The organism is Arthrobacter sp. OAP107 (assembly GCF_040546765.1).
Classification (GTDB): domain Bacteria; phylum Actinomycetota; class Actinomycetes; order Actinomycetales; family Micrococcaceae; genus Arthrobacter.
This window is the reverse complement of the sequence record NZ_JBEPOK010000001.1, coordinates 4426227-4443432: the sequence shown is the minus strand read 5'-3', so window position 1 is coordinate 4443432 and position 17206 is coordinate 4426227. Positions and strand designations below refer to the sequence as shown.

Genomic DNA, 17206 nt, shown 5'->3' with positions numbered 1-17206 from the left:
GGCAAGGGCCTCGCAGAGCTCGGCCAAGCCGGGGCACAGGACCCCTTTTACGCACGCTTCCGGATCGCCTTTCCCGGCCCGAGGCATGGGCACCTGGTGCCGGCCGCCGTCGTGCCTTCCGGTGAGCGATGTTGACGGCTCACCTTGGGGCTGGATGGGGACTAGTGGAACTGGCCTTCTTCTGTGGATCCCACGAGAGCCAGGGTGGATGCGTTCGGGTTGAGCGCGGTTGCGATGTCGTCGAAGTAGCCGGTGCCGACTTCGCGCTGGTGCTTGGTTGCGGTGTAGCCGCGGGACTCGGAGGCGAATTCCTTTTCCTGGAGTTCGACGTAGGCGCTCATGCCTTCGCGGGCGTAGCCGTGGGCGAGGTCGAACATCGAGTAGTTCAGGGCGTGGAATCCGGCCAGGGTGATGAACTGGAAGGTGAAGCCCATGGCGCCGAGTTCGCGCTGGAACTTGGCGATGGTGGCGTCGTCCAGGTGCTTGCGCCAGTTGAACGAGGGCGAGCAGTTGTAGGAGAGCATCTGGTCCGGGAACTCGGCCTTGACGGCCTCGGCGAACTTGCGGGCCAGCTCCAGGTCCGGGGTGCCGGTTTCCATCCAGATCAGGTCCGAGTACGGGGCGTAGGCCTTGGCGCGGGCGATGCAGGGTTCGATGCCGTTGCGGACCTTGTAGAAGCCCTCCGGAGTACGTTCGCCGGTGATGAATTCCTGGTCGCGTTCGTCGACGTCGGAGGTGATCAGGGTTGCTGCCTCGGCGTCGGTGCGGGCGATGACCACGGACGGGGTGCCGGCGACGTCGGCGGCCAGGCGGGCCGCGTTCAGGGTCCTCACGTGCTGCTGGGTGGGAATGAGAACCTTGCCGCCGAGGTGGCCGCACTTCTTCTCCGAGGCGAGCTGGTCCTCCCAGTGCACCCCGGAGGCGCCGGCGGCGATCATGGACTTCATCAGCTCGTAGGCGTTCAGCGGGCCGCCGAAGCCGGCTTCGGCGTCGGCGACGATCGGGACCAGCCAGTCCTCGACGGTCTGGATGCCTTCGGAGAACTCGATCTGGTCGGCGCGGAGCAGTGCGTTGTTGATCCGGCGGACCACGGTGGGGACCGAGTTGGCCGGGTACAGGGACTGGTCCGGGTAGGTGTGGCCGGAGTTGTTGGCGTCGGCGGCGACCTGCCAGCCGGAGAGGTAGATGGCCCGCAGGCCGGCTTTGACCTGCTGCACGGCCTGGTTGCCGGTCAGGGCGCCCAAAGCGTTGGTGTACTTGCCTTCCTTGTGCTCCTCGGTGAGCTGCTTCCACAGCTTCTCGGAGCCGCGCTTGGCCAGGGTGTGTTCTTCGGAGACCCGGCCGCGGAGACGGACGACGTCGGCGGCGGAGTAGTCCCGAGTGACGCCTTCCCAGCGCGGGTTGGCGGCCCACTCGAGCTCCAGTGCGGCGGCCTGCTGTTCGGGCGTCTGCTGGGTGGGCTCAAATGCTGCAGTCATACTTGTCTCCTTGTTAGCTCCCGGGCCATTCCGGGAAGTTTTTTCCGGGCTGACCGTCCCTGCGCCTTTGCAGGTCCGGCCAGTTTCCGGAGGGGTTTCCTTCGTGACACCTACTTTTCTGCACTTCCACAGCGCTTACTAGAGGAAAAGGCTGGAAAGAAATGCGTTTCTTCGCGTATTCTTCAGAAATGTCGCCTTCAAGCTGGAACAGGGAAGTTTCGCCGCCGCCGTCGTCCCCGCCGACAGCGGAACTGGACGTCATTGCGCTGGGCCGCCGCGTCCGCCATCTGCGCAAGCAGGCCGGCCTGACGCTCGATGACCTGAGTGCCGCCGTCGGGACCGCACCGAGCCAGCTGAGCCTCATCGAGAACGGCAAGCGGGAACCAAAACTGGGGCTGCTGCAGCACCTGGCCGGTGCGCTCGGCGTCGGCCTTGACCAGCTGCTGGGAGCCGAGCCGCCCAGCCGCCGGGCAGGCCTGGAAATCGAGCTCGAACGCTACCAGCGAGGACCGCTCTACGAATCACTGAACCTGCCCAAAATCCGCATCAGCTCGCGGTTGCCGATGGATGTTTTGGAGGCTCAGGTGGGGCTGCTTCAGGAGCTCGAACGGAAGATGAACGAGCAGGTGGCGACGCCCGAGGAAGCCCGCCGCGCGAACGGTGAACTGCGGGCAATGATGCGTGAACGAGGGAACTACTTTCCGGAGTACGAATCCGAGGCACAGAAGGTGCTCAAGCAGGTGGGTTACACCACCGGGCCCTTGAGTCAGCACGTCATCGCGGACATCGCGGAGCACCTCGGATTCACCCTCCACCACGTGGGCGATTTGCCGCATTCCACCCGCTCGGTGACCGATTTGAAGAACCGCAAAATTTATCTGACGCAGAGTGAGCGGCAGGACCACGACCCCCGCTCCGTGCTGCTGCAGGCCCTGGGCCACTACGTCCTGGGACATGAAACGCCTCGGAGCTACGGTGATTTCCTGGCCCAGCGGGTGGCTACGAACTATTTCGCGGCGGCGCTCCTGCTGCCGGAGCAGGCCACCGTGGAATTTTTGCAAAAAGCCAAGGCGGCGAAGGAAATCGCGGTGGAGGACATCCGGGACGCGTTCGCCGTGTCCTACGAGACCGCGGCCCACCGATTCACCAACCTGGCCACCAAGCATCTGGGCATCACCACCCATTTCCAGAAGACCCACCAGAGCGGGATCATCTACAAGGCTTACGAGAACGACGGCGTGAACTTCCCTCAAGACCACACCGGTGCCATCGAGGGGCAGCCGTCCTGCAAAGCTTGGACCTCCCGAGCCGTGTTCGACGTGCCGGACAAGTTCAGCGCCTACAGCCAGTACACTGACACGCCGTCGGGCACGTACTGGTGCACCGCGCGCACGGACCGGTCGGCCAGCGGGCAGTTCTCGCTGAGCATAGGGGTCCCGTACCAGCACGTGAAGTGGTTCCGCGGCCGGGAAACGACGGCCCGGGCAACGTCCAACTGCCCCGACCCGAACTGCTGCAAACGCCCGCCGGCGGCGCTGACATCGGAGTGGGCGGGGAACGCCTGGCCTTCTGCCCGGGCGCACTCCCACCTGCTCGCGGCCATGCCCCCTGGTGCCTTCCCCGGTGTGGACGAGACAGAGGTGTACACGTTCCTGCAGGCCCACTCGGGAAGCTAGGCCGACGCCCTCTCAGTTCCTGCAGTGATTCCCTAAATGCTCTCTCACCCGATCAGTCCAGGAAGGGCAACCGAAGGCCGTTCTTCGTCCGCCACACCCTGGCCTCCTTGATTGCTTTCTTGGCGTCTCGCCGGTGCAGCTTTTGGAGAGCGGAGGACCACTGTGATTTGAAGGACGCCCCAGCGTGTATGGGCCTCATGGTGCACTGCCTGCCTGAGACTCAGTGTGAGTCGGCGCACCGGACTCCACTTTTGTTGGGGCAGTGGTTGCCTGTTTAGAACGCCGAGCACGCAAGCGTGCTGAACGCCGGTTACCAGCAGCACCGCGCCCAATGCGGGAAGGTAGGGAGTCCCCAGCACGGTAGCAGTGCCAGCCGCAAACAAATAGGGAACTGCTATCGCTAGCCATTTATAAGCATTCGATGCCACCGGGCGGCCTTGGTGCTGTGCTTTCAAGGAAAATAGGGCAAATCCGGTGCCAATAACCAGCCCAACTAACCCTAGAACGGAGAGGTAGAGCCCAAATACAATTGCGAAGCCTATGTACTGGGAATCGGCCCAGAACTCATAACCTGGATTCCCTATCAGCGTCAGAAAAATGGCAAAGAGTGCGGCGAGTGTGATGACTGAGAACCAATTCGCTGCGGCGCGCAGTGGGAGTAAGCGGCTTGTGGCCGGCGACCGGAGCGCGTAACCCCAGAACTCAATGGCAAAGAGTGCGGCGAGTGTGATGACTGAGAACCAATTCGCTGCGGCGCGCAGTGGGAGTAAGCGGCTTGTGGCCGGCGACCGGAGCGCGTAACCCCAGCGTTGCCCCCAGGCCTGTTCAAGACGCCCCGCTCGATGAATCGCCCCGCTCGATGAATGACCTTTCAATGCTTTGAAGTCCAAAAACCGTCCCCATGGGTCCAGTGAAGAGCAGGAGGAGCCACAGTATGACGCTGGCTCCCGCGCTCGCAGCTGCCTGCTGGCTCCAGCCAGGAGCGCCTACATGGAGAAGCGTCCAAGTGATGGCACGGTATGGCGCTGTTGCCGCAACGAGCGTCAGGACAAACTGAATAAAACTCAAAAAATCCAAGCGCGTCGAGAGCTTGGCGGCGGCTTCCATTCCCAGTTCGTCTGGCGAGTGGCGGACAAAGCGATTTATTGCAAGAACGACACTTGCGACGGCCAGAAACTGCGCCATGCCGGAAGGGTCCAGGGCGAGGAATGACAAAGCATCAAGGAAAATTGACGTGAGGGCGGGGAACCCTTGTGCGGTAATAATCCACTTAAGGCCGACGAGCAACAAGACGAGCATCGCGAACAGTGTCAGGCCGCCGACGAATACTATTCCAACTTCGAATGCAATGCTTTTGCGCTCGCGTCGTCCCGCGTCGTGCAGGTCATTTATTGAAGTCAATGTCGCGGATGTGTTCATAGCTCGAGCGTAGGCAGTACCCCGGACATTTGGCTGGGCGCGGGTCGTTTCGGGCGGCAATGAACTGCTGCAGCGTTGCAGGGATCTGCGCGTCACGCATGACACGTTTATAGCGGACATCCCCAGTTAGAAGCCCGGAAATCCGCGGATCCCTCTGCCCCAACAGCCCAAGAAACTGCTGTACTTGGCGCAAAGCGGCAGCCAAAAGCCCTTACCCGTACAGTTCTCTGAACGTCTTATCCCGGTTCCGGGAAGTGAAAGTAAGACGGCGGCTGGCTGGCTAGCGCTGACCTTGCGGTCCCCGGCACGGCGGCCGCCGTCGTCGTTCCCGTTCATGAGCTGAACCCCGCGCCAAGGTCGGCGGACTATATTGGCCCTTGTCAGCCACCAATCTGATTGCGGGAGCGTGCACCCATGGCCAAGGAACTTGCCACCCAGCTCATCGAACAACTCCAGGCTGCCGGCGTCCAGCGGATCTACGGAATCGTCGGAGACAGCCTCAACCCGATTGTCGACGCCGTCCGCCAGACGGGCGGCTCGCAGCAGGGCGGCATCGACTGGATCCATGTCCGGCACGAGGAAGCCGCAGCCTTCGCCGCCGCGGCCGAGGCCCAGCTCACCGGGAAGCTTGCCGTGTGTGCCGGCTCGTGCGGCCCCGGCAACCTGCACCTGATCAACGGCCTGTACGACGCCAACCGCTCCGGCGCGCCCGTTCTGGCCGTTGCCTCGCACATTCCGAGCAAGCAGATCGGCAGCGGCTTCTTCCAGGAAACTCACCCTGACCGGATTTTCAACGAATGCTCCGTTTACTCGGAGCTCATCAGCACGGCGGAACAGGCGCCGCGGGTGATGCACAGTGCCATCCAGCACGCCGTGGCCTTAGGGGGCGTCGCCGTCGTCACACTGCCCGGCGACATCGCCGGGCTGGAGGCCACCGCCGAAACGCCGCTGCCCGCGAAGTTCCGGCCCGCCACGCTCACGCCGGCCCCGGAGAGTATCCAGGAGCTGGCCGATGCCATCAACTCGGCGGACAAGGTTGCCATCTTCGCCGGGGCCGGCACGCAGGGAGCCCATGACGAGGTCGTTGCGCTCGCGGAACTGATCGGTGCGCCGATCGGCCATACCCTGCGCGGCAAGGACTTCCTGCAGTACGACAACCCTTTCGACATCGGCATGACCGGGCTGCTGGGCTACGGTGCCGCGGCGGAGGGGATCGAGGACGCGGACCTGCTGATCCTTCTGGGTACCGACTTTCCGTACGACCAGTTCCTGCCCGGCACCCGCACCGCGCAGGTGGACTGTGCCGCCCACCGGCTGGGCCGCCGCACCGACGTCGACATCGCCGTCCACGGCGACGTGCTGCCCACGCTCGCGGCGCTGATGCCGCTGCTGGCTCCGAAGAAGAGCCGCCGCTTCCTCAACCAGATGCTCAAGAAGCACGACAAGCTGATGAACAAGGCCGTGGGTGCCTACACGCGCAAGGTGGAAAAGAAGCAGCCGATCCACCCGGAATACGCAGCGTCCCTGCTGGACCAGGTGGCGGCCGAAGACGCCGTTTTCACCGCGGATACCGGCATGTGCAACGTGTGGACCGCCCGTTACATCAACCCGCTGGGCACCCGCAGGCTGATCGGCTCGTACCTTCACGGCTCCATGGCCAACGCGTTGCCGCACGCCGTCGGCGCGCAGCTGGCATACCCCGGACGCCAGGTCATTTCCGTTTCGGGTGACGGCGGACTCTCCATGTTGCTCGGCGAGCTCATCACCGTTGCCGCGCACCGGCTGCCAGTCAACGTGGTGGTCTTCAACAACTCCACCCTGGGCATGGTCAAGCTGGAGATGCTGGTGGACGGCCTGCCGGACTTCGGTGTGGACGTGCCCGACGCAGACTACGCCGCCGTGGCCCGCGCCCTCGGCTTCCATGCCGTCCGGGTCACGGATCCCTCCCGGATCGAGGATGCGTACCGTGAGGCCTTCGCTAATCCCGGGCCGTCGCTGGTGGAGCTGATCACGGATCCGAAAGCCCTGTCGATTCCGCCAAAGATCACCGGTTCGCAGGTCCTCGGGTTCGCGACCGCCATGTCGAAGGTGGTCCTCAACCGTGGCGCCGGCGAGGCTGTCAGCATGGCACGCAGCAACCTCCGGAACATTCCGCGGCGGTAGCTTTCCCGCCGTCGTACGCATTCGACGGCGAGCGGTACAGAAGGCGGTTACTGCCCCGGCGCTCGGCGGCGAGCAACGCCGCCGTCCGTTCGAAACCGTGACGGGCCAGGCCAATGCAAAGCTTAGCGCGGGCCGCCCTGCCAGAGGGCGTCGAACGGGGCGCCGGAGGCCATACGGTTGCGGATGCCGGCCGTCACGAAGTCCTTCGCGGTCCGCGCTGCCTCCAATGGCGTAGCTCCCTTTGCCAATTCGGCCGTCACCGCCGCGGCGAGCGAGCAGCCTGCGCCGGAGACGGCCACCTCGCCCACCTTCGGGGCCGTCAGGACCTCGAGGGTTTCGCCGTCGTAGAAGACATCGACGGCGTCGGGCCCGGACAGGCGAACGCCGCCCTTGGCCAGAACCGCGGCTCCGCTCAGCTCGTGGATGCGAACCGCCGCGGCCTTGAGGGATTCGACGTCGGTGATCTCCAGGCCGGAAAGGGACTCAGCCTCGAAGTGGTTGGGTGTGACGAACGTGGCCAGCGGGAGGATCTGTGCCTTCAGCGCCTGGTCCGTATCCAGCGCGTGGCCCGGCTCCTGGCCCTTGCAGATCAGCACCGGGTCCAGCACCACATTGCCGAACGCCCCGGAGGACAGCGCCGAGGCAACGGTCGAGATGGTGGCCGGGCTGCCCAGCATGCCGATCTTCACGGTGTCCAGCACGGACGGTGAACCGGAAGCGGCACCGTAGGCCGCCGTCGTCGCCTCCAGCTGGTGCGCGATGACTTCCTGGTCCACGGGAACGAAACGGTGGTTCCACTCATTGTTCGGATCGAACGAGACGATGCAGGTCAGGGTGGCGATGCCGAAAACGCCGAGCTGCTGGAACGTCTTCAGGTCGGCCTGGGCTCCGGCGCCGCCGGTCGCCTCCGAACCTGCGATGGTCAGGACGACGGCGGGAGCGGCGGTGGTGTTCGCCCCGGAAAGGTTCTCAGAAGCAACAGAAGTCATCGTTCCATCCTGCCATGCCGCGAGCATCCTACTGACGCCGGAAGCGCCTGTCCCGGAAGCCCTGCCCGGGAAGCGCAGGTCCCGGAAGCCGACCGCAGTCGGGGGGCGCTGCCTAGCCGTGCAGTGTGCGGTAGGCCTCCGCTGCAGCGGGATGCAGGGGCAGATCGGCCGTGTTGATCAGGGTGTCCGGGCTCAGGAACTGAACGCCGAGGCTGGAACGGGGAACGAGTTCGTCGGCATGATCCACCAGCAGTCGAACGGTGTTCCGGACGATGTCGCCGTCGAGGTCGTCACGGCAGAGCAGGAGGTTCCCGACGCCCACGGTCCAGGCGGACCCGGCTCCCGGGTATGCGCTGCCGGGAATCAGCACGCGGTCGTAAAAGGCACCGAAGCGCCCGCGAAGGGGCCGGACCAGGTTGGACAGGTCGAGCAGCCGAAGCCCCGGCTGCTCGTTCGCCTCCGTGATGGCGGCTGTCGGAACGCCGCCCGACCAGAACAGGACGTCCACGGCTTTCCTCCGGAGCGCGGCGAGCCCGTCGTTGAGGCCCAGATTGACTTCGGTAACGGCCCCAGCCGTGCCTGCCAGCCCTGACACGTCCAGGATCCTGCCGGCCGTCAGTGATGTTCCCGACCCCGCCTCACCAATCCCGATCCTCCTGCCCTTGAGGTCGGTGTAGTTCCCGATTCCACTGTCCCGCCGCACCAGGCAGTGGACATAGTTTTCGTAGACTTTCCCGACGGCGAGCATCGCCCCGGCGGGCTGGCCCCCCGCCTGCGGCGGACCGGTCGGCGGCGCTGCCTCCTGCGGTACGCCTGGTTGCTGCGCAGCTACTTGATGTACAGCGGCGTCGAGAAGCGCGACGGCGAACGTTGCCTCGCCGGCGGCCAGTCGCTTCATGTTGTCAAGGCTGCCGCCGGTGGTCAGGGCTTCTGCGCGTTGGGCGATTCTGTGGCGTTGGAGCGACTCGGCAAGAAGCGTGGCGAACTCGAGGTAGAAGCCGCCGGCTTCGCCTCCGGCCACGGTCACCCTTGCCGGACCCGGTGACGCAGTGCACGCGGCCATGCCCGGAAGGCCAACGGCCCCGAGGACCAGGCCCAGTCCGGACTTCAGGACCCCGCGCCGGCCCACTGAATGCTGCCAGCCCACTGAATGCTCTAGGTCCCGTCTCACGGTCGCCTTCCTTCCCGCAGAGCAGCGCCCGCCCCAGGATCCGCTGCGTCAGCGCCGTCCCTTTCTGCTGCCGGAGCGGTTGTTGACCGAGCACTTGTTGCCGAACCGGCGGGAAACTCCAGGAGCGCAAGCAGACCGTGCGGATCACGTCCCCGAAGCGTCAGGCGTCCCCCGTTCGCACCCGCCAGCCGGTCCACAATGGTCATTCCCAGCCCCGTGCCCCGGATGTCGGCGTGGCGCGGGGAACGCCAAAACCGCGTGGCTGCAGCGGCGAGCTCTTCGGGCGGCAGCCCCGGACCGTCGTCGGACACTTCAATCACCACAGAGCCGCCCAGTGGGCGGGTGTCCACCGTGATGGCGGCCCCGGGCGCGTACTTGATGGCATTGGTGATCAGTTCCCCCACCATCTGGGCCAGCTCGGCGGCGCTGCAGCGAAGCTGCAGGGGTGGCTGCGGAGGAGCCTTCAAAACGAGTCTGGAGGCGACGTGTTTGGCTGCGGGGCGTGCGCGGTCTACTTCCTCCTCCAGCACGGGGTACGGATCGATGGACTGCACCGTGCCGTCCGCGCCCGGCCTGATGGATTGGTTGGCAGCATTTTCGGAAGCCCGGTGCTCGGCGGTAGCCAACTTAAGGACGACGTCCAGGATCTCCTCGACGCGCTCGAGTTCCCTCACGACCCCCTCAGCTTTGGCCCGTTCAGAGTCCGTCCGGAGTTCCAGCTGCAGCAGGTCGATCCGCAGCCGCAGCGCCCCGATGGGGTTGCGGAGCTGGTGGGAGGTATCGGCGATGAGCCGGCGCTGGGACTCCGTGCTGTTGCTTACAGTCTCGGCCATTTTGGTGAAGGAACGGCTCAGTTCCCTGAGCTCGGGTGGCCCGGCTTCGGGAAGCCGCGCAGCCCTGCCGGTGGCCTCCAGTTCCGCCACCGCCGAGTTCAACCGAAGCACCGGCCGGATCACCCATCCTGTGGCACGGAGCGCCCCCAGGAGCAGGACCGCCGAAAGCCCGGCCGCGCCCAGGCCCACCAGCAGCCAGCGGTCGCGAAGTTTCTGCCGTGCCGCCTCGAGATCCACTTCCAGGACGGCTTCACCCAGCACCTGGCTGGCGCTGCCAAACGAGCGCGAAATAAGCGCCCGGCCTGAGCCAAACGGCTGCAACGGCTCAAGCGTTGTGTCATTGAGGTTCAGGCTGGCACGGGAGATCGCATCCCGCACGTCGGGGCGGTCCGGGTCAAGCCCGCCGGACTGCACCGTGGCGGCTTCCTCCAGTCGAACCAGGACGCCCTCGCCGTAAAGGCTGGAGTAACGCTCCATTTCGCGCCGGAGCTGCGTGGGGTCACCACTTTGCGAGGCGTCGTACGCAACCTGGGCAAACCGGTTCAGTGCCGAGACGCGATTGATCTGGACTTCCTGGGTCAGCTCCCGCCCCGCCGAGCTGAGGATGGCGCTGGAGATCGCCACCACCATCACCAGGGCGAACAGGCTCAGGATGCCCAGGACCCGGCGCTTCACGACGGTTCCGCTTCAACCCGGTATCCCACGCCCCGGACGTTGATGATGAAGCCGGGCATCTGCAGCTTGGACCTCAGCCCGGTGAGGTGCACGTCCAGGGACCGGGACGAAGCCAGGAAAGCGTCACCCCACAGGGCATCGAGGATCTGTTCGCGGGTCACCACGGAGCCGGCGTTCCGGACCAGCAGGGCCAAGAGATCGAATTCCGTTGCGGTCAGTGGGAGGACCCGGGAGCCGATGGCAGCCACCCGCCGGTCGAGGTCGACGTCGAGTTCCCCCAGGACAACGCTGTGGGATTTCCCGGGCCCGCTGCGGCCCGCCCGCCGTGTCACTGCTTCAATCCGGGCGAGGAGCTCCACAAGCTTCACCGGCTTGACCAGATAGTCGTCAGCCCCGGAGCGGAGGCCAAGGACCACGCTGCGCTCGTCATCGCGTGCTGTGAGGATGAGGATGGGGCAGCCCGTGACCTGGCGAAGCTTGCGCAGGAGCTCGAGGCCGTCCATGTCCGGAAGTCCGAGGTCCAGAAGAATGACATCGTGCTCCCGGTGGATCAGCAACGCATCCGCACCCCGGGACACCCGATGCGCCTTGTGCCCTGCGGAAACGACAGCCGCCTCGAGGGCCGACGCCATCGCGTCGTCGTCCTCGACGATGAGCACGCGCATTGCCTGTTTCCTCTGCCTTCGTTGCTGTTGGGGGGACATCGGAGTCCGTTTGGACATTACTCCTTGTCCGCGGATTTCGCCTTGCTGCTGCCGCGGGAACGATGGAATGCGTGCAATGACGTTGGGTGAAGGGCAAAGGCGACCCGCCGCCGTCGGCAGTTTCCAATTCCTAAGGAAGTGTTAGGAAATGCCTCTCCACGTTGGATGTGCCAAGGATCACGCATAAATTGGCAGGTGTCCTCTTGCAGGATCTGCCGGCCAGGCGCCCGGTCCGGGGCTGCGGGCGGAGAACTGCTCAACGCCGCCGGACAGGCGCAGGGAAGCCGGGAGCGGGGATTCCGGCAGGACACCCATTTCGCACCTCGGACGCCGACGGTGGCACCGACCAGGAAGGTTCATTGATGAGCACCCAGCACGCAGCGCCCCACGACGCGGCACCCAGCGAAGCCGCACAGACACGCAGGGCCGTAAGCAACATCCTCAAGGGCTCCGCCGGCAACCTCGTCGAGTGGTACGACCTCTACGTCTACACAGTCTTCGCGGCGTACTTCCAAGCACATTTCTTCAATTCCAAGGACGAGCTCCAGGCCGGGCTCGAGGCGATGGCGGTCTTCTCGACGTCGTTCCTCATGCGACCCATCGGCAGCTGGTTCTTCGGGCGATACGCCGACCGGAACGGGCGCAAGGCCGCCCTGACCCTCAGCGTGACCCTGATGTCCGCCGGCTCCTTTGCGATTGCGATCCTCCCCACCCAGGATGTCATTGGGATCTGGGCCCTGGTCCTGCTGATCCTCATCCGCGTGCTGCAGGGCTTCTCCGTGGGCGGCGAATACGGCACCAGCGCCACGTACATGTCCGAAGCCGCCACCTCCAAGCGCCGCGGCTTCTTCTCCAGCTTCCAGTACGTGACCCTGGTCGGCGGCCAGATGCTGGCCCTGCTGGTGCTGGTGGTCCTGCAGAACAGCCTGGGCGACGGCCTGCTGAAGGAGTGGGGCTGGCGCATACCGTTCGCCATCGGCGGCGTTGCGGCGCTGGTGGTCCTTTGGCTGCGGCGCTCGATGGAGGAGACGGTTTCCGCGGAGCAGGTGCAGGCGGCCAAGGCTCCTGCCATATCCGGCGAAGCCCAGCCCGGGACCCTGCGCCTGCTGCTCACCCAGCACTGGAAGCCGCTGCTGATCTGCATCGGCGTGACCCTGGGCGGCACCGTGGCGTTCTACACCTACACCAACTTCATCCTGAAGTTCATGAACGATACGTCCGGCATTGCCAAGACGGACACGTCCGTGATCAACTTCTGGGCGCTGTTCATCTTCATGCTGCTCCAGCCCGTCTACGGCATCATCTCGGACAAGGTGGGCCGCAAGCCACTGCTCCTCTGGTTCGGCATCACCGGAGTGCTCTTCACCTGGCCGCTGCTCTCGACCCTGGCCGGCACCAAGGATCCCTTCACCGCGTTCCTGCTGATGATGGGCGGCCTGCTGATCGTGGGCGGCTACACCTCCATCAACGCGCTCGTGAAGGCCGAGCTCTTCCCGGCATCCATCCGCGCACTCGGCGTCGGGCTGGGCTACGCGATCGCCAACTCGCTCTTCGGCGGGACGGTTCCGCTGATCGGCGCCGCCCTGCAGAAGGCGGACCAGGTAGACCTCTTTTTCACGTACGTCACCATCGCCATCGGTGTGTCCCTGCTGGTCTACATCTTCGCGCTGAAGAACAAGAAGACCACGCACCTGGACCGGGAGCAGGGCCACGCCTGGTCCGGCACGGCAGCGTCCGGCGTCCCGGCGGGCGCCGCGCGCAAGGACGACGACGACGACTTCGTCAGCGCCTGAGCTCCAGTAGCGCACAGCGCCTGCTATTTACAGGCGATAACGCACGACGGCGGGTTGCCATCACCGCGGTGACCTTTGGGTCCCGGGGGCGGCAGCCCGCCGTCGTCCGTTCCCAGGGTTCGGCAGTACGTGAGTCCGGCACTTTGGGGTGCAGATAACGGTGGGAGAATGGAGGGCGGTTTCGGCGGCCAGCCGGCGGGACCCGTCCAGTGCTAATACAGCCGGCTGCCACTTCCCGAGTCGAGGGCAGCCGAGCGAACCACTACGAATGGAACACCCATGACCACCGCCCAGTCCTCCCTGCCGAAATCCACGCCGAAATTCGCCTCGGCGGGTTCCCCCTACTTCGGCATCATGCTCGCCGTCATGGCCGTGGTGCTGATCCTGTCCAACATCGGTGCCTCCAAGGGCGTGGCGCTGGGACCGATTGTCACGGACGGAGGCTTCTTCCTGTTCCCGCTGGCGTACATTCTGGGCGACGTCATCAGCGAGGTCTACGGCTTCAAGGTTGCCCGGAAGGCCATCGTCACCACGTTCGCCCTGTCCGTTTTCGCCTCGCTCTGCTACTGGGTGATCATCGCGCTGCCCGGCTTCGACGACGACTTCGGCGCTGCCAAGCAGGCCGCGCTCGAAGGCGCCATCGGCCCGGTTCCGCAGATCGTCCTGGCCTCGCTTCTCGCGTTCTTCGCCGGGCAGACCATCAACTCGTGGATCCTGGTCCGGATGAAGGCCCGTACCGGCGAAAAGTCCCTGTGGGCACGCATCATGAGCTCCTCGGTGGCCGGGGAGTTCGTGGACACGCTGATCTTCTGCAGCATCGCGGCCTCGGTGATCGGCATCAGTGACTTCGGCATGTTCGTGAACTATGTGCTGGTGGGCTTCCTCTATAAGACTCTCGTGGAGTTCCTCTTCGTTCCCGTGACAACCCTGGCCATCGGCTGGGTCAAGAAGCGCGAGCCGAGTTACGCGTAGCCTTTGGCGCGCCGGCCGCCGTTTCGACGCTTCCGTGCCAGTTCGACGTTCCGCAGCGTCTAGCCGGCAGGGAACCGTCGAAACGGCGCGGGCTGGGTTCCATCCGAGCCCTGTTCCAGCGCGCGAAGCAGCCGGTACTTGAACTCCTGCTCGCGGAACAGGTCCTTCCACTCGACCCGGATGAAAGTCCAGCCCTGCTCCATAAGAGCCTTTTCCCGGCGCCGCTCCTGAAACACGACCTCGCTCGTGGGCCGGTAATCGAAGTATTTGGTCTTGCCGTCGAACTCGAGTGCCACCTTTCGCCTGGGCCACGCAAAGTCCAGACGGTGTTCGCCCAGCGGTGTCCGCACTACGTATTGCAATTCCGGCGCTGGGATCTTGAGTCTGTGAATGAGTTCCCGGGTCAAGCTCTCACCGGCAGATTCGGAGCGGGCATCCACCAGTTCCAGCGCCCGGCGAAATGCCACGACCCCGTTGCGGCCCGCCAACGCCGTGCAGTAGTTCCGCAACAGCTGTAGGTCGGCCCCCAGCCGGGCGGCGTGGTCCACCAGAATCAGGGATTGGCGAGCGCTAAACATCAGGCAGCAGTCCACCACGGTCCGCTCTAGCGAGGTGCACGGGAGGCCATCCACAAAAGTCATCTCACGGCTGCTCACATGCCGGGTATGGGCCACCACGCCGCGCCCATGCGAAACACCCGACGGGCAGCCAGCCTGTGTCAGATGGACCTTATCGTCGACTCCCCACAGGTGGAGCCTCTGCAAGCTGGCACCCGAGGTGTGGCTGTAAACGAAGCCTCCTGCCGACGTCGTGCGTGTTCCGTGCGCGTGAGCGTAAATGAGCTGCCGCCGGCGGCCGGCGGCATTCAGGCTGGTCCACCAGTTGCCGCGCGCGTAGCAGCCGCGACGCACCCGGACCAGGGTCTCATCCCGGACCAGCTGGGCGATTGCCCGCGAATTCAACCCGCGCTCCAAGAGTTGCTCGGTGCGCCAGAGGTTCTCCCTTGCGGGCAGCCCGGCTAAAGGTTGGCTCATGTTTCCACCATGACCGCTCTGGAAGCGGAGGCCCAGAGACTCTCACCCCTATGTGGAAACAGCCTGTTTCGACGGTTCCGTGCCCGCAAGACGTCCGGCAACGTCTACCGGACAGGGAACCGTCGAAATGGGCGGATGGGCGCAGGAAGTCGCCTAGGTGTAGTACCGGCCCAGGGTCTCGGCCTTGAACTCGAAGAAGTCGCCGGAGTCGATCGCCAACCGGGCGTCGTCCACCATCTTCACCACGAAGCGCTCGTTGTGGATGGAGATCAGCGTGGCGGAGAGCATTTCCTTGGCCTTGAACAGGTGATGGATGTAGGCGCGCGAGTAGTTCAGGCACGCGTAGCAGTCGCAGCCGTCCTGCAGCGGACCGAAGTCGCGCCTGTACTTGGCGCCGGAGAGGTTGAAGCGGCCGTCGGGCGTGTAGAACGCGGAGTTCCGGGCCACCCGCGTGGGGGAGACGCAGTCGAAGGTGTCGGCGCCGTTCTCGATGGCCGTGAAGATGTCGTCCGGCTCCGAGATGCCCAGGAGATGCCGCGGCTTGTTCTCGGGAAGTTCCTCGTTGCACCAGCGAACAATGGTGCCCAGGTTCTCCTTCTCGAGGGCACCGCCGATCCCGTAGCCGTCGAACGCCATGGCACCGAGATCCCGGCAGGCCTTCCGGCGGAGGTCCTCGTACTGGGCGCCCTGGATCACCCCGAACAGGGCCTGGTACGGCTTGCCCGCCCGCTCGGCCGTGAGCCGGAAGTGCTCCTCGAGGCAACGCACCGCCCAGAGCCTCGTGCGTTCCAGCGATTCCTCCTGGTAGCCGCGCGAGTTCTGCAGAGTGGTGAGCTCATCGAAGGCGAACATGATGTCCGCACCGATCTGGTGCTGGACCTGCATGGAGATCTCGGGCGAGAAGCGGTGGCGGTCCCCGTTGAGGTGGCTCTTGAACCACACGCCGTCGTCGTCGATGTGGGCCAGGCGCTCCTTGCCGGGGGCCACGGCATCGTCCGGTCCGGAGGTGTCCACGGACTTCATGTCGATGACCTTCTTGAACCCCGAGCCCAGGCTCATCACCTGGAAGCCGCCCGAATCGGTGAAGGTTGGCCCGGGCCAGTTCATGAACGCACCTAGGCCGCCGGCTTCGTCCAGGATCCCGGGGCCGGGCTGCAGGTAAAGGTGGTAGGCGTTGGCCAGCAGGGCCTGGGCACCGAGCTCGGCCATGGACTCGGGAAGAACCGACTTGACTGTGGCCTTGGTCCCGACGGCGATGAAGGCTGGCGTCTGGATCTCGCCGTGCGGGGTGGTGATGGTGCCGGTCCGGCCCAGGAACCCGCCTCCGTTGGCGTCCTCCTGCTCGGGGGCCGGGCTGCAGGTTTCATTGAGGCGCTTGCCTACCCGGAAGGAGAACCCGGACTGGCGGGCGGCCGGCGCCGGTGCAGAAGGGGAGGACGGTTCAGGATTGGCTGGCACGGTTCAAGTGTGCCAGCTAACAGCCGTGAACCTTCACTGGAGGGGTTCTGATGTGGGGTAGTTCTCAGAGCGCCAGTCGTCCCACAGGGAACGGATCGTTTCCATGCTGTGCGCGCCGAGATCGTACAGCGAGAGGATCACCATCGAGCCGCCGTCGGGCCTTTTCTCTGGGATCACGGGCTGGTCGGCAACGATCAGCAGGCCGTCACCGTGCTCCGCATAGCTGTTGACGGTGAGCCCCACCTGGTGGTTGGTCTTGTGCCAGACCCTGCCCGAGACCTCTTCGCCGGTGCCGAGGGTGAGTGAGTACTCTTCGCCGGCAGCAGGGATGTCCTTGAGCCCGAGTTTCTCGATGGCGGAGCCGCCCGAGCCGGGGACGGAGAAGTAGCAGGTGCGGCGTGTGCCGTGGGGATGGCGTTCCAGCGCGAACCGCAGCTGCTGCAAGAAGATCAGCCAGCCCTGGGTGATGTCCTCGTCCCATGCTGCCCATTCGGAGTTGTGGTCCACACCGGCGCGGGTGACGCTGACCTCGGTTCCGGTGGGCACGGGCTTCAGCGTGAAGATGTCGCCGTTGTTGACGGTCAGAGAGGTGTGGTCCGGCCCTTCAACCACGGATTTGCTGAAGTAGATCTCATTGATCTCCGCCGCCAGCTCGTCGGCTTCCCAGCCATGCCATTGCGCGACTTTCGAGGGTTCACGCAGCATCGTCCAAACCTGTGGGGCGTCGGAATTGATCACAACGCTGAGATTGTTCGTCATGGCCTGAATCTACAACTTGGGCGCAACCCGGGCCAGAGGAATTTCCTGCTGAAGGCGGGCTCGGCAGTCCGGGAAAAGCGCA

At 65.0% G+C, this 17206-nt stretch carries 13 protein-coding genes; 4 read left to right on the top strand and 9 right to left on the bottom strand.

Going from position 1 to position 17206, the window contains the following annotated elements:
- Positions 1–161 precede the first annotated feature (161 nt).
- Positions 162–1478, bottom strand: a complete 1317-nt coding sequence (aceA, locus tag ABIE00_RS20355; protein WP_354262475.1) for an isocitrate lyase — start codon at positions 1476–1478, stop codon at positions 162–164.
- A gap of 161 nt (positions 1479–1639) precedes the next feature.
- Here aceA and ABIE00_RS20350 point away from each other — a divergent pair, with 161 nt between their 5' ends.
- Positions 1640–3154, top strand: a complete 1515-nt coding sequence (locus tag ABIE00_RS20350) for a helix-turn-helix domain-containing protein (protein WP_354262474.1) — start codon at positions 1640–1642, stop codon at positions 3152–3154.
- Positions 3155–3979: 825 nt separating this feature from the next.
- Here ABIE00_RS20350 and ABIE00_RS20345 read toward each other — a convergent pair.
- The gene (locus tag ABIE00_RS20345; protein WP_354262473.1) at positions 3980–4573 is read right to left on the bottom strand and encodes a hypothetical protein; all 594 of its coding nucleotides are present in this window, start codon (positions 4571–4573) and stop codon (positions 3980–3982) included.
- Positions 4574–4987: 414 nt separating this feature from the next.
- Here ABIE00_RS20345 and ABIE00_RS20340 point away from each other — a divergent pair, with 414 nt between their 5' ends.
- Positions 4988–6736: a pyruvate dehydrogenase gene (locus tag ABIE00_RS20340; RefSeq protein ID WP_354262472.1), complete on the top strand. Its 1749-nt coding sequence runs from the start codon at positions 4988–4990 to the stop codon at positions 6734–6736.
- 122 nt (positions 6737–6858) lie between these two features.
- Here the strand turns inward: ABIE00_RS20340 and ABIE00_RS20335 are convergent, their stop codons facing one another.
- The 4 genes from ABIE00_RS20335 to ABIE00_RS20320 form a co-directional block, all read right to left on the bottom strand.
- Positions 6859–7725, bottom strand: a complete 867-nt coding sequence (locus ABIE00_RS20335; protein WP_354262471.1) for a hydroxymethylpyrimidine/phosphomethylpyrimidine kinase — start codon at positions 7723–7725, stop codon at positions 6859–6861.
- 112 nt (positions 7726–7837) lie between these two features.
- Entirely contained in the window at positions 7838–8896 is a 1059-nt protein-coding gene (locus ABIE00_RS20330; protein ID WP_502914245.1) for a TAXI family TRAP transporter solute-binding subunit, read from the bottom strand.
- Positions 8893–10404, bottom strand: coding sequence for a HAMP domain-containing sensor histidine kinase (locus ABIE00_RS20325; protein WP_354262470.1), 1512 nt, complete (start codon positions 10402–10404; stop codon positions 8893–8895). The genes ABIE00_RS20330 and ABIE00_RS20325 overlap by 4 nt, the downstream gene beginning before the upstream one ends.
- Positions 10401–11069, bottom strand: coding sequence for a response regulator transcription factor (locus ABIE00_RS20320; RefSeq protein WP_354262469.1), 669 nt, complete (start codon positions 11067–11069; stop codon positions 10401–10403). The genes ABIE00_RS20325 and ABIE00_RS20320 overlap by 4 nt, the downstream gene beginning before the upstream one ends.
- Positions 11070–11470: 401 nt before the next feature.
- Here ABIE00_RS20320 and ABIE00_RS20315 point away from each other — a divergent pair, with 401 nt between their 5' ends.
- Positions 11471–12901 (top strand): MFS transporter, encoded by a 1431-nt coding sequence (locus tag ABIE00_RS20315; protein ID WP_354262468.1) that lies wholly within the window; start codon positions 11471–11473, stop codon positions 12899–12901.
- Between the two features lie 279 nt (positions 12902–13180).
- Positions 13181–13873 (top strand): queuosine precursor transporter, encoded by a 693-nt coding sequence (locus ABIE00_RS20310; RefSeq protein ID WP_354262467.1) that lies wholly within the window; start codon positions 13181–13183, stop codon positions 13871–13873.
- Positions 13874–13932: 59 nt separating this feature from the next.
- On the opposite strand, the gene ABIE00_RS20305 is transcribed toward ABIE00_RS20310, so the two are convergent.
- The 3 genes from ABIE00_RS20305 to ABIE00_RS20295 form a co-directional block, all read right to left on the bottom strand.
- Positions 13933–14907: a hypothetical protein gene (locus tag ABIE00_RS20305; RefSeq protein ID WP_354262466.1), complete on the bottom strand. Its 975-nt coding sequence runs from the start codon at positions 14905–14907 to the stop codon at positions 13933–13935.
- Between the two features lie 153 nt (positions 14908–15060).
- Positions 15061–16365: a tRNA guanosine(34) transglycosylase Tgt gene (gene tgt / locus ABIE00_RS20300; RefSeq protein WP_354262465.1), complete on the bottom strand. Its 1305-nt coding sequence runs from the start codon at positions 16363–16365 to the stop codon at positions 15061–15063.
- A gap of 33 nt (positions 16366–16398) precedes the next feature.
- Positions 16399–17124: an SRPBCC family protein gene (locus ABIE00_RS20295; protein ID WP_331571984.1), complete on the bottom strand. Its 726-nt coding sequence runs from the start codon at positions 17122–17124 to the stop codon at positions 16399–16401.
- Positions 17125–17206 lie beyond the last annotated feature (82 nt).